We start from the raw sequence: 13,481 nt of genomic DNA, 5'->3' as shown, positions 1-13,481 counted from the left end.
TCAAGCTTTTGCGGCAACCACCATTTTCCTGGCGTGAGCCAGGGACTCCTTGGTGAGATCAATGCCCCCCAGCATCCGTGCGACTTCTTCGACGCGGTCGTTTTTGCTCAATCTGGAAACGGCCGTGCGGGTGGCATCTTCGCCGCGCACTTTATGCACAAATAGATGCTGATGACCTTGCGCCGCCACTTGCGGCAAGTGGGTCACGGTCAGCACCTGCCCGCGCTCGCCGAGCCTGCGCAGCAATTGGCCGACGATTTCCGCGGTCGGGCCGCCAATACCGACGTCGACTTCGTCGAATACCAGGGTCGGTACGCGGGAGGTCTGTGCGGTGATGACCTGAATCGCCAGGCTGATCCGCGACAGTTCGCCCCCGGATGCGACTTTTGCCAAAGCTTTTAATGGTTGGCCCGGGTTGGCGCTGACCAGTAATTCAACCTGTTCAAGTCCGTTAGGCAGCAGTTCGTCGCTACTGTTTGGACGCAGTTCGATGGTGAAGCGCCCACCAGGCATGCCCAGGCGCTGGATTTCCTGCTCCACCGCGCTGGCCAGGCTGCTCGAGGCTTGATGGCGCAGATCGCTGAGCTCTCGGGCTTTTTCCTGATAATGGCGAGCGTAGGAAGAAAGTTCGTCGCTCAGGCGCTCGATGGATTCGTCGTTGGCATTCAGGGTTTCGATTTCATCGAGCAGCTTCTGTTGCATCTCAGCGACTTCGGTCGGCTGGATGCGGTGCTTGCGGGCCATTGTATAGATCGCATCGAGCCGCTCTTCGAGGTATTGAAGGCGCGCCGGATCGGCGTCGAAGTTGTCGAGAAAGCGGTTCAGTTCGCCCACGGCCTCTTCTACCTGGATCTGCGCGCTGGTCAGCAGGCTGCTGGCCTCGCCGAGTGCACCGATCGAGTTGTTGACGCTGGACAAGCGGTTGAGGCTGGCAGTGAGTGCGTTCAGCACATTGCCGGAATCACTTTCGCTGCACTGTTCGACGACTTGCCGGCAAATACCCAACAAGGTCTCGGCGTTGGTCAGGTTCTTGTGCTCTTGTTCAAGCTGTTCCAGTTCGTTGTCGCCAAGGCCGAGGTTTTCCAGCTCTTCGAGTTGGTAGCTGAGCAATTGGTGGCGAGCGCGTTGTTCGTCGCCGGAGTTGGAAAGGCGATCCAGCTCCTGGCGAGTCTGGCGCCAGCGCTGTGCGGCAAGCTGCACCTGGCGGGCAAGGTCCGTGGACCCGGCGTACTCGTCGAGCAGGCGGCGATGGGTGTCGGTCTTGAGCAGGGATTGGTGTTCGTGCTGGCTGTGAATGTCGATCAGCAGCTCGCCCAGCGCCTTGAGATCGCCAAGCGGGCAGGGCGTGCCGTTGATGTAGCCACGCGAGCGTCCTTCGGATGTGATCACCCGGCGCAGGATGCACGGGCCCTCGCTTTCGAGGTCGCGTTCGGCCAGCCAGGCGCTGGCTTCCGGAATGTCGGCCAGATCGAAGGTGGCCAGGATGTCGGCCTTGTCGGCGCCGGGGCGAACCACGCCGCTGTCGGCGCGATCACCCAGGGTAAGGCCCAGCGCGTCGAGCATGATCGACTTGCCCGCGCCGGTTTCCCCGGTGATCACGCTCATCCCGCGATCGAGTTCGAGATCGAGATGTTCAACGATGGCGTAGTTGTGTACGGACAGGTGCACCAGCATATGGGCCGCTCCCAGGTGTTAGGTCTGGTTATTTATACAGTGTTTTGTTTCTGGCTGACAATGCCCCTCGTTAGCTCGATTCGCTCGACCCGACGAAAGCCTTATCGCGACCGGGAATGACAAAGCAGTTGTTTTTTGTAGGGTTAATCGTCGGTGCCCCTTGAAGCCGGATTTTGCGGCCCCATATAGCTGGGCAGAAGCGCGAGTTGAGCTCGCGGACGATATTGAAAGGAGAAATCTATGGCTGACGAACAGACAGTGGATACGCAAAACCCAGACGCCAACCAGGCGCCCGAGGCTTCGGGTGAAGACCTGGCGGCTCGTGTACAAGTGCTCGAAGAGCAACTGGCAGGCGCTCAGGATCAGGCTTTGCGTGTAGCCGCCGATCTGCAGAACGTCCGCCGTCGCGCCGAGCAGGATGTGGAGAAGGCTCACAAGTTCGCGCTGGAAAAATTCGCCAGCGACCTGCTGCCGATCGTCGACAGCCTGGAGCGCGGCCTGGAATTGTCCAGCCCGGACGACGAAAGCATCCGTCCGATGCGCGAAGGCATCGAGCTGACCCTGAAAATGTTCCAGGACACCCTCAAGCGTTATCAGCTTGAAGCGATCGATCCGCATGGCGAACCGTTCAACGCCGTTCAACATCAGGCGATGGCCATGCAGGAAAGCGCCGATGTCGAGCCGAACAGTGTTCTGAAGGTGTTCCAGAAGGGCTATCAGCTCAATGGTCGCTTGCTGCGCCCGGCGATGGTCGTGGTCAGCAAGGCGCCTGCGCCGGTTTCGCCTTCGATTGACGAGCAGGCTTGAAATCCGCCGCAAGGCCCCCATTTATAAGTCAAGCGTTTAAGTGCTACCGCAGTTAGCCACCACTGCTGCGGCAACCAAATCCAAAGTTTCGGGAGAGTGAACATGGGCAAAATTATCGGTATCGACCTGGGGACTACCAACTCCTGCGTCTCCGTGCTGGAAAACGGCAAGGCAAAAGTTATTGAAAACGCTGAAGGCGCGCGTACCACGCCGTCGATCATCGCTTACGCCAACGATGGCGAAATTCTGGTTGGCCAGTCGGCCAAGCGTCAGGCCGTGACCAATCCGCATAACACCCTCTACGCGGTGAAGCGTCTGATCGGTCGTCGTTTCGACGAAGAAGTCGTGCAGAAAGACATCCAGATGGTCCCTTACAAGATCGTCAAGGCTGACAACAGCGACGCCTGGGTTGAAGTGAACGGCCAGAAAATGGCACCGCCACAAATCTCGGCTGAAATCCTGAAGAAAATGAAGAAGACCGCCGAAGACTACCTCGGCGAGACCGTGACTGAAGCGGTGATCACCGTTCCGGCCTACTTCAACGACAGCCAGCGTCAAGCCACCAAGGACGCCGGCCGCATCGCCGGTCTGGACGTAAAACGTATCATCAACGAACCAACCGCAGCCGCTCTGGCTTACGGCATGGACAAGGCCAAGGGCGATCACACCGTGATCGTTTACGACCTGGGCGGCGGTACTTTCGACGTTTCCGTGATCGAGATCGCTGAAGTCGATGGCGAGCACCAGTTCGAAGTACTGGCCACCAACGGTGACACGTTCCTGGGCGGTGAAGACTTTGACATCCGTCTGATCGACTACCTCGTCGACGAATTCAAGAAAGAAAGCGGCATGAACCTCAAGGGTGACCCGCTGGCCATGCAGCGCCTGAAAGAAGCCGCTGAAAAAGCCAAGATCGAACTGTCCTCGAGCCAGTCGACCGACGTGAACCTGCCGTACATCACTGCAGACGCGACCGGTCCAAAGCACCTGAACGTGAAGATCTCCCGCGCCAAGCTCGAGGCGCTGGTGGAAGATCTGGTTCAGCGCACCATCGAACCTTGCCGCATCGCAATGAAAGATGCCGGTATCGACGTTGGCGCGATCAACGACGTGATCCTGGTGGGCGGTCAGACCCGTATGCCACTGGTTCAGAAGCTGGTAACCGAGTTCTTCGGCAAAGAAGCTCGTAAAGACGTCAACCCGGACGAAGCGGTTGCCATGGGTGCTGCTATCCAGGGCGCGGTACTGGCCGGTGACGTGAAAGACGTTCTGCTGCTCGACGTCAGCCCGCTGACCCTGGGTATCGAAACCATGGGTGGCGTGATGACCGCGCTGATCGAGAAAAACACCACGATTCCTACCAAGAAATCGCAAGTGTTCTCGACTGCCGACGACAACCAGGGCGCCGTGACCATTCATGTGCTGCAGGGCGAGCGTAAGCAAGCCGCACAGAACAAGTCCTTGGGCAAGTTCGACCTGGCCGACATTCCACCAGCTCCACGTGGCGTGCCGCAGATCGAAGTGACCTTCGACATCGACGCCAACGGCATCCTGCACGTTGGTGCGAAGGACAAGGCTACCGGCAAGACTCAGTCGATCGTGATCAAGGCCAACTCCGGTCTGTCCGACGAAGAAATCGAGCGCATGGTGCGTGATGCCGAGGCGAACGCCGAGGAAGACCGCAAGTTCGAAGAGTTGGCCGCTGCCCGCAACCAGGGCGACGCACTGGTTCACTCGACGCGCAAAATGGTTACCGATGCCGGCGATAAAGTGACCGCGGAAGAGAAGACTGCAATCGAAGCTGCCGTAGTTGCCCTGGAAGCCGCCGTCAAAGGCGACGACAAGGCTGCTATCGACGCCAAGGTTGAAGCACTGTCGAAAGTCTCCGCTCCAGTGGCGCAGAAGATGTACGCCGAACAGGCTCAGCCTGCTGAAGGCGCAGCACCGCACGACGACAAGGCGCAAAAGGCTGACGACGTTGTCGACGCCGAGTTCGAAGAAGTCAAAGACCACAAGTAAGTTGTTGGTCGGCCGGTTGACTGCCTTCAGGCGGTGACTGGTAGGATGTCGCCGCGCGGGAGCTTGCTCCCGCGTTGGCGTATCTGGAATACGCGAATTTTTACAGCATGCGACAGCGTTCGCCTGCTGGCGGTATGGCCGGGAATGCTCCTGCTTTTCGCGCCGCAAGTACCGCAAGAATCAAAGACCAGGATCGTTGAATTGACGTGAGTTGGGTCCGGGCCTGCATTGGGGCTCAACGAGTTCGACAGACTCAGGAGGGTTTTGTCGGACGTCCTCAAGAGTGCAAAGACTTATGGCAAAGCGTGACTATTACGAAGTGTTGGGTGTTGAGCGTGGCTCAAGCGAAGCAGACCTGAAGAAGGCCTACCGTCGCCTGGCGATGAAGCACCACCCGGACCGTAATCCCGATGACAAGGCGTCGGAAGAGATGTTCAAGGAGGCCAACGAGGCCTACGAAGTGCTGTCCGACTCCAGCAAGCGTGCGGCTTACGACCAGTACGGCCATGCCGGTGTCGACCCGAGCATGGGTGGCGGCGGTGCCGGTTTTGGCGGTCAGAACTTCTCCGACATCTTTGGCGATGTCTTCAGTGATTTCTTCGGTGGCGGTCGCGGCGGTTCCCGTGGTGGCGCTCAACGCGGCAGTGACTTGCGCTACACCCTGGAACTGGACCTCGAAGAGGCGGTGCGCGGTACGACCGTGAATATCCGCGTTCCGACGCTGGTCAACTGCAAGCCTTGCGACGGCTCCGGTGCCAAGAAAGGCTCTGCGCCGGTGACCTGTCCGACTTGCGGCGGTATCGGCCAGGTACGCATGCAGCAGGGCTTCTTCTCGGTGCAGCAGACATGCCCGCGCTGCCATGGCCAGGGCAAGATCATTTCCGATCCGTGCGATTCCTGCCACGGCGAAGGTCGTGTCGAAGAGTACAAGACCCTGTCGGTGAAAGTGCCGGCCGGAGTCGATACCGGTGACCGCATTCGTCTGTCCGGCGAAGGCGAGGCGGGTGCTCAAGGTGGCCCGACTGGCGATCTGTACGTGGTGATCAATGTGCGCGAACACGCGATTTTCCAGCGTGACGGCAAGCATCTGTTCTGCGAGGTGCCGATCAGCTTCGTCGATGCGGCGCTGGGTGGCGAGTTGGAGATTCCGACCCTTGATGGCCGGGTCAAGCTGAAGATCCCTGAGGGGACTCAGACCGGCAAGCAGTTCCGTGTGCGTGGCAAGGGTGTCGCGCCTGTGCGTGGCGGCGGTGCGGGTGACTTGATGTGCCGTGTGGCGGTCGAGACTCCGGTCAACCTGAGTCGTCGCCAGCGCGAAATGCTTGAGGAGTTCCGTAGCTCCCTGGCGGACGACAACAGCCATTCGCCAAAAACCACCGGTTGGTTCGAAGGCGTAAAGCGCTTCTTCGGCGATTTGTAAGGAGACAGGCATGCGACGTATTGCAGTGATGGGCGCCGCCGGGCGCATGGGCAAGACCCTGATTGAGGCGGTGCAGCAAACCCCGGGCGCCGGTCTGACGGCGGCGGTGGATCGTCCCGACAGCACGCTGGTCGGCGCGGATGCCGGTGAGCTGGCTGCGCTGGGTCGTATCGGTGTGCCTCTGTCCGGAGACCTGGATCGGGTGGTCGACGAGTTCGACGTGCTGATCGACTTCACGCACCCGACGGTGACCCTGAAGAACCTCGCCTTCTGCCGTAAACACGGCAAGGCCATGATCATCGGTACCACCGGTTTCAGCGTTGAAGAAAAGCAGTTGCTGGCGGAGGCGGGCAAGGACATTCCGATTGTCTTCGCGGCCAACTTCAGTGTCGGGGTCAATCTGTGCCTGAAGTTACTCGACACGGCGGCTCGCGTATTGGGCGACGATGTCGACATCGAAATCACCGAAGCTCACCATCGGCACAAAGTCGATGCGCCGTCCGGCACTGCCGTGCGCATGGGTGAGGTGATTGCCGATGCATTGGGTCGCGATCTGAAAAAGGTGGCGGTGTATGGTCGTGAGGGCCAGACCGGCGCCCGTGATCGTGAAACCATCGGTTTCGCCACGGTGCGTGCCGGCGACATCGTCGGTGATCACACTGTACTGTTCGCCGCCGACGGCGAGCGTGTCGAGATCACTCACAAGGCGTCCAGTCGCATGACGTTCGCCAAGGGTGCGGTGCGTGCTGCGTTGTGGCTGGATGGGCGCGAGCCTGGCCTTTACGACATGCAAGACGTGCTCGATCTGCGTTAAGATGCACCCGAAATCGGGCTCGCGCACCGCGTTTGAGCCCGGTTTTGTTCCGCCAAGCGACGTCCTGTCGCATTCTCCAGCCTTTAAGGCTCATTGGCGGTAGACCAAAAAGGCCTTTTTCTGTAAGCTACAGCTTTAGTGTGTCCACTAAAAGCGCGCAGATTAATTCAGTGAAGAAGCGGGGTGACGTGTCCATACGTCACTCCGCTTTTTTACAACCTGCGATCGCCCTTTCAGGCTTTATTTACGGGAGGTCTTCTTGACTAAGCCAGCCATACTCGCCCTTGCTGATGGCAGCATTTTTCGCGGCGAAGCCATTGGAGCCGACGGTCAAACCGTTGGTGAGGTGGTGTTCAACACCGCAATGACCGGCTATCAGGAAATCCTTACCGATCCTTCCTACGCCCAACAAATCGTTACCCTGACTTACCCGCACATCGGCAACACCGGCACCACGCCGGAAGACGCCGAGTCCAACCGCGTCTGGTCTGCCGGCCTGGTCATCCGTGATCTGCCACTGGTGGCGAGCAACTGGCGTAACACGATGTCCCTGTCCGACTACCTGAAGGCCAACAACGTTGTGGCCATCGCCGGTATCGACACCCGCCGCCTGACACGCATCCTGCGTGAAAAAGGCGCGCAGAACGGCTGCATCATGGCCGGTGACAACATTTCCGAAGCCGCTGCCATCGCCGCCGCCCAGGGTTTCCCTGGCCTCAAGGGCATGGACCTGGCGAAAGTCGTCAGCACCAAGGAAAGCTACGAGTGGCGCTCGACTGTCTGGGATCTGAAAACCGACAGCCACGCAACCATCGAAGCCTCCGAGCTGCCGTACCACGTGGTTGCCTACGACTACGGCGTCAAGGTGAACATCCTGCGCATGCTGGTCGAGCGCGGTTGCCGCGTGACCGTCGTGCCTGCGCAAACCCCTGCTGCCGATGTGCTGGCACTGAAGCCGGACGGCGTGTTCCTGTCCAACGGCCCTGGTGATCCGGAGCCTTGCGACTATGCGATCCAGGCGATCAAGGACGTGCTGGAAACCGAGATTCCGGTCTTCGGTATCTGCCTCGGTCACCAACTGCTGGCCCTGGCCTCCGGCGCCAAGACCCTGAAAATGGGTCACGGTCACCACGGTGCCAACCACCCCGTCCAGGACCTGGACAGCGGCGTGGTGATGATCACCAGCCAGAACCACGGTTTTGCCGTAGACGAAGCGACCCTGCCGGCCAATGTTCGCGCGATCCACAAATCGCTGTTCGACGGCACCCTGCAAGGTATCGAGCGTACCGACAAGAGCGCCTTCAGCTTCCAGGGTCACCCGGAAGCCAGCCCTGGCCCGAACGACGTAGCGCCATTGTTCGATCGCTTCATCACCGAGATGGCCAAGCGACGCTGATCGCTCGCCCTGATGTAGCAAAGCCTGAGGGCGGTCCCGACATCGGTGGCCCCCTCAAGGCTCAAAGATTGAACAAGACGGCTTGCCGACTGACCTGCGGATTTGAGTGACAAACCCATGCCAAAACGTACAGACATTAAAAGCATCCTGATTCTCGGTGCTGGCCCGATCGTGATCGGCCAGGCCTGCGAATTCGACTACTCCGGCGCCCAGGCCTGTAAAGCCCTGCGCGAGGAGGGTTACCGCGTCATCCTGGTGAACTCCAATCCGGCCACCATCATGACCGACCCGGCCATGGCCGACGCCACCTACATCGAGCCGATCAAGTGGCAGACCGTTGCCAAGATCATCGAGAAAGAGCGTCCGGACGCGCTGCTGCCAACCATGGGTGGCCAGACCGCTCTGAACTGCGCCCTGGACCTGGAGCGCGAAGGCGTTCTGGAGAAGTTCGGCGTAGAGATGATCGGTGCCAACGCCGACACCATCGACAAGGCTGAAGACCGTTCGCGTTTCGACAAGGCGATGAAATCCATCGGCCTGGCGTGCCCGCGTTCCGGTATCGCCCACAGCATGGAAGAGGCCAATGCGGTCCTTGAGAAGCTCGGCTTCCCGTGCATCATCCGTCCGTCCTTCACCATGGGCGGCACTGGTGGCGGTATCGCTTACAACCGTGAAGAGTTCGAAGAAATCTGCGCCCGTGGTCTGGACCTGTCGCCGACCAAAGAGCTGCTGATCGACGAATCGCTGATCGGCTGGAAAGAATACGAGATGGAGGTTGTCCGCGATAAGAAGGACAACTGCATCATCGTCTGCTCCATCGAAAACTTCGACCCGATGGGCGTGCACACCGGTGACTCGATCACCGTGGCTCCGGCACAGACCCTGACCGACAAGGAATACCAGATCCTGCGTAACGCCTCCCTGGCGGTACTGCGCGAGATCGGCGTGGAAACCGGCGGTTCCAACGTTCAGTTCGGTATCTGCCCGAACACCGGTCGCATGGTCGTGATCGAGATGAACCCGCGAGTATCGCGTTCCTCGGCACTGGCTTCGAAAGCCACCGGCTTCCCGATCGCCAAGGTCGCGGCCAAGCTGGCTGTGGGTTACACCCTCGACGAGCTGTCGAACGACATCACCGGCGGCAAGACCCCGGCGTCCTTCGAGCCGTCCATCGACTACGTCGTGACCAAGCTGCCGCGTTTTGCCTTCGAGAAATTCCCGAAAGCCGACGCCCGCCTGACCACTCAAATGAAGTCGGTGGGTGAAGTCATGGCCATCGGCCGTACCTTCCAGGAATCCCTGCAGAAAGCCCTGCGCGGTCTGGAAGTTGGCGTTTGCGGTCTGGACGAGAAAGTTGATCTGGCCAATCCGGAAAGCATGAGCGTACTCAAGCGCGAGCTGACCGTGCCGGGCGCCGAGCGTATCTGGTACGTGGCGGACGCAATGCGCGCCGGCATGACCGTCGAAGACATCTTCGGCATGACCATGATCGACCCTTGGTTCCTGGTGCAGATGGAAGACCTGATCAAGGAAGAAGAGAAGGTCAAGACCCTGGGTCTGACCAGCATCGACCGCGATCTGATGTTCCGCCTCAAGCGCAAAGGCTTCTCCGATATGCGCCTGGCCAAGTTACTGGGTGTGACCGAGAAGAGCCTGCGCGCTCACCGTCACAAGCTGGAAATCTTCCCGGTCTACAAGCGCGTCGACACCTGCGCTGCCGAGTTCGCCACCGATACTGCTTACCTCTACTCGACGTACGAGGAAGAGTGCGAAGCGGCGCCATCGGGTCGCGACAAGATCATGATCCTGGGTGGCGGTCCGAACCGCATCGGCCAGGGCATCGAGTTCGACTACTGCTGCGTACACGCGGCACTGGCCCTGCGCGATGACGGTTACGAGACCATCATGGTCAACTGCAACCCGGAAACCGTTTCCACCGACTACGACACTTCCGATCGCCTGTACTTCGAACCAGTGACCCTGGAAGACGTGCTGGAAATCGTCCGCGTCGAGAAGCCAAAAGGTGTGATCGTCCAGTACGGCGGCCAGACCCCGCTGAAACTGGCTCGCGCTCTGGAAGCCGCCGGCGTGCCGATCATCGGTACCAGCCCTGATGCAATCGACCGTGCTGAAGACCGTGAGCGCTTCCAGCAGATGGTCCAGCGCCTGAACCTGCGTCAGCCGCCAAACGCCACTGTGCGCAGCGAGGACGAAGCCATTCGTGCCGCCACCAAGATCGGTTACCCGCTGGTGGTGCGTCCGTCCTATGTACTGGGCGGCCGTGCGATGGAAATCGTCTACGAAGAAGAAGAACTCAAGCGCTACCTGCGCGAAGCGGTTCAAGTGTCCAACGACAGCCCGGTGCTGCTGGACCACTTCCTCAACTGCGCCATCGAGATGGACGTTGATGCGGTCTGCGACGGCAAGGACGTGGTAATCGGCGCGATCATGCAGCACATCGAGCAGGCTGGTGTTCACTCCGGTGACTCTGCGTGCTCGCTGCCGCCGTACTCGCTGCCGGCGCACATCCAGGACGAGATGCGCGAACAGGTCAAGAAAATGGCCCTGGAACTGGGCGTGGTCGGCCTGATGAACGTTCAGTTGGCGCTGCAAGGCGACGACATCTACGTCATTGAAGTCAACCCGCGCGCTTCCCGTACCGTGCCGTTCGTGTCCAAGTGCATCGGTGTTTCCCTGGCAATGATCGCGGCTCGCGTCATGGCCGGTAAGACCTTGAAGGAAATCGGCTTCACCAAGGAAATCATCCCGAACTTCTACAGCGTGAAAGAGGCGGTGTTCCCATTCGCCAAATTCCCTGGCGTTGACCCGATCCTCGGCCCAGAGATGAAGTCCACCGGTGAAGTGATGGGGGTGGGCGACACCTTCGGTGAGGCGTTCGCCAAGGCCCAGATGGGGGCCAGCGAAGTGCTGCCGACCGGCGGTACCGCGTTCATCAGCGTGCGTGACGACGACAAGCCGCTGGTTGCGGGCGTGGCCCGTGATCTGATCAACTTGGGCTTCGAAGTGGTCGCCACTGCCGGTACTGCCAGGCTGATTGAAGCCGCAGGCCTGAAAGTGCGCCGTGTGAACAAGGTGACCGAAGGTCGTCCACACGTGGTCGACATGATCAAGAATGACGAAGTCACGCTGATCATCAACACTACCGAAGGGCGCCAGTCGATCGCTGATTCGTATTCCATTCGTCGTAATGCCCTGCAGCACAAGATTTACTGCACCACCACCATTGCTGCTGGCGAAGCCATCTGTGAAGCGCTGAAGTTCGGCCCCGAGAAGACGGTGCGCCGTTTGCAGGATCTACACGCAGGATTGAAGGCATGAGCATAACGAAGTACCCAATGACCGTTCAGGGCGCTCGCGCCCTGGAAGAAGAGCACACTCACCTGACCAAGGTCGTTCGTCCGAAGCTCAGCCAGGACATCGGTACGGCCCGCGAGTTGGGTGACTTGAAGGAAAACGCCGAATACCACGCTGCTCGCGAGCAGCAGGGTATGGTCGAGGCGCGGATCCGCGACATCGAAGGCCGGATTCAAAATCAGGTCATCATTGATGTCACGAGCATTCCGCACACCGGCAAAGTGATTTTCGGCACCACCGTTGAAATCGCCAACGTCGAGACGGATGAGCGCGTCACTTACCACATCGTGGGTGAGGATGAGGCTGACTTCAAACTCGGCAAGATTTCGGTCGGCTCGCCACTGGCTCGCGCCTTGATTGCCAAGGAAGAGGGTGATGTGGTCGCCGTGAAAACGCCTGGCGGCGTTATCGAGTACGAGATTGTCGAAGTTCGCCACATCTGAAGGCCGGCGCCCGTTTCGTACGGGCGCCATGCTTTGGCAGCTGACCCGGATGTTGTAGGTCGGCGGCTTGTGGCTGTTGCAAATGGGTCTGTTACCGGTGCTGGGTCGAATTGGCCTGGCACCGCTGCTGATCGATGAAATTGCAGTCATGCTGAAGGCGCTGATGGCGAGACTTGCCGCAGCGTGCGTGATTTTTCAGGCTTTGGTGCTGATTAAGGCCGAGGGCCTTGTCAGTCTATGGCGGGATTTTCGCGGGTGGAGCGGCAGGGTGCGCGAAGCACACCCTTGACCCTTGCCATCACTTGAAGCGATGGACGTTCGACAGCTGCTTGTTGACGCTGAAGTTCTTGCGGTAGATCAGTGCCATCTTGCCGATGACTTGAACCAGATCCGCTTTGCCGACCTTGCAGAGCTCTGCAATGGACGCCAGGCGCGATTCGCGATCGAGGATGTTGAGCTTGATCTTGATCAGCTCGTGATCCGCCAAAGCGCGTTCGAGTTCGGCTAACACACCTTCAGTCAAACCATTGTCTGCCACAATCAAAACCGGTTTCAGATGGTGGCCAATGGATTTGTACTGTTTCTTCTGCTCTTGAGTGAGCGGCATAATCTGACCCCTGCGTCTGATCTTGTAAAAAGCGGCGGCCAGTTTACCCGAGCGAGTCCGGGACCGCCCAGTTAATCACGACCCGTTTTATTTTCGAGGTGGCCCGTGGCCCGTTCCAAGACAAGTCTTAAATGGCTGCAAGAGCATTTCAACGACCCATTCGTCAAAATGGCACAAAAAGACGGGTACCGTTCCCGCGCCAGCTACAAACTGCTGGAGATCCAGGAAAAGGATCGACTGATCCGGCCGGGCATGAGCGTAATCGACCTTGGTGCGGCCCCCGGTGGGTGGTCCCAGGTGACCAGTCGTCTGATTGGTGGGCAGGGCACACTGATCGCTTCTGACATTCTGGAAATGGACAGCATTCCGGACGTGACCTTCATTCAGGGCGACTTTACCGAGGATGCCGTACTGGCTCAGATCCTCGATGCCGTCGGAAATAAGGAAGTAGACCTTGTGATTTCCGACATGGCCCCCAATATGAGTGGATTACCAGCCGTGGACATGCCGCGAGCGATGTTCCTGTGCGAGTTGGCACTGGATCTTTCGACGCGGGTGCTCAAACCCGGTGGTGATTTTTTGATCAAGATCTTCCAGGGCGAAGGCTTCGACGAGTTCCACAAGAGCGTTCGCCAGCAGTTCGAGAAGGTGCAGATGCGCAAGCCGAACTCGTCGCGCGACCGTTCTCGCGAGCAGTACCTGCTGGGCCGCGGTTTCCGCGGACGCAGTGAGGGTTGAGTGAATTTTCGATCGGGGCGATAGGATTTTTGTATTACGCCTTGTCAGAATTAGCGAATATTGTGTAGGAAGTGTTTCACAAAGGGTTACAGACGGCGCCTGCCAAGTCGTAGGTAATGTAGTAAGTTAGGCCGGTGAATATCATGCGAAGCGCGCGCCAGTAGCGGAGCTTGCTTCAGAGGGTAGTT

Annotated in this window: 10 protein-coding genes and 1 pseudogene; 9 read left to right on the top strand and 2 right to left on the bottom strand. The window is 59.2% G+C overall.

Annotated elements, in window-relative coordinates:
• Positions 1-1,674 carry a DNA repair protein RecN gene (gene recN, locus KGA83_RS02395; protein ID WP_108218133.1) on the bottom strand — a complete coding sequence of 558 codons (1,674 nt, stop codon included), beginning with the start codon at positions 1,672-1,674 and terminating at the stop codon, positions 1-3.
• Between the two features lie 240 nt (positions 1,675-1,914).
• On the opposite strand from recN, the gene grpE reads away from it, so the two are divergent.
• The 8 genes and pseudogenes from grpE to KGA83_RS02355 all read left to right on the top strand — a co-directional run.
• Positions 1,915-2,481, top strand: a complete 567-nt coding sequence (gene grpE, locus KGA83_RS02390; protein ID WP_108218134.1) for a nucleotide exchange factor GrpE — start codon at positions 1,915-1,917, stop codon at positions 2,479-2,481.
• A 102-nt stretch (positions 2,482-2,583) separates the two neighbouring features.
• On the top strand, positions 2,584-4,500 hold the full coding sequence (gene dnaK, locus KGA83_RS02385) for a molecular chaperone DnaK (protein WP_108218135.1): 1,917 nt from the start codon (positions 2,584-2,586) through the stop codon (positions 4,498-4,500).
• A gap of 295 nt (positions 4,501-4,795) precedes the next feature.
• Positions 4,796-5,920 carry a molecular chaperone DnaJ gene (gene dnaJ / locus KGA83_RS02380; RefSeq protein ID WP_008047463.1) on the top strand — a complete coding sequence of 375 codons (1,125 nt, stop codon included), beginning with the start codon at positions 4,796-4,798 and terminating at the stop codon, positions 5,918-5,920.
• A 10-nt stretch (positions 5,921-5,930) separates the two neighbouring features.
• The gene (dapB, locus tag KGA83_RS02375) at positions 5,931-6,734 is read left to right on the top strand and encodes a 4-hydroxy-tetrahydrodipicolinate reductase (RefSeq protein WP_057716481.1); all 804 of its coding nucleotides are present in this window, start codon (positions 5,931-5,933) and stop codon (positions 6,732-6,734) included.
• A 259-nt stretch (positions 6,735-6,993) separates the two neighbouring features.
• Positions 6,994-8,130, top strand: a complete 1,137-nt coding sequence (carA, locus tag KGA83_RS02370) for a glutamine-hydrolyzing carbamoyl-phosphate synthase small subunit (RefSeq protein ID WP_046038697.1) — start codon at positions 6,994-6,996, stop codon at positions 8,128-8,130.
• Between the two features lie 117 nt (positions 8,131-8,247).
• Complete coding sequence (gene carB / locus KGA83_RS02365; RefSeq protein ID WP_218429215.1) at positions 8,248-11,469, top strand: carbamoyl-phosphate synthase large subunit; 3,222 nt, start codon at positions 8,248-8,250, stop codon at positions 11,467-11,469.
• Positions 11,470-11,471: 2 nt separating this feature from the next.
• Entirely contained in the window at positions 11,472-11,948 is a 477-nt protein-coding gene (greA, locus tag KGA83_RS02360; RefSeq protein WP_108218328.1) for a transcription elongation factor GreA, read from the top strand.
• 28 nt (positions 11,949-11,976) lie between these two features.
• A pseudogene (locus KGA83_RS02355) lies at positions 11,977-12,204 on the top strand (MFS transporter); the annotation flags it as partial.
• Between the two features lie 42 nt (positions 12,205-12,246).
• Here the strand turns inward: KGA83_RS02355 and KGA83_RS02350 are convergent.
• The gene (locus KGA83_RS02350) at positions 12,247-12,555 is read right to left on the bottom strand and encodes a YhbY family RNA-binding protein (protein ID WP_007942889.1); all 309 of its coding nucleotides are present in this window, start codon (positions 12,553-12,555) and stop codon (positions 12,247-12,249) included.
• A 105-nt stretch (positions 12,556-12,660) separates the two neighbouring features.
• Between KGA83_RS02350 and rlmE the strand changes: the two genes are divergently transcribed.
• Positions 12,661-13,293: a 23S rRNA (uridine(2552)-2'-O)-methyltransferase RlmE gene (gene rlmE / locus KGA83_RS02345; protein WP_108218137.1), complete on the top strand. Its 633-nt coding sequence runs from the start codon at positions 12,661-12,663 to the stop codon at positions 13,291-13,293.
• Positions 13,294-13,481 lie beyond the last annotated feature (188 nt).

The sequence above is a fragment of the Pseudomonas sp. GL-R-19 genome (genome assembly GCF_019956375.1).
Classification (GTDB): Bacteria; Pseudomonadota; Gammaproteobacteria; order Pseudomonadales; family Pseudomonadaceae; genus Aquipseudomonas.
The sequence above is the reverse complement of the archived record's forward strand: the minus strand, read 5'-3'. Positions and strand labels throughout refer to the sequence as shown.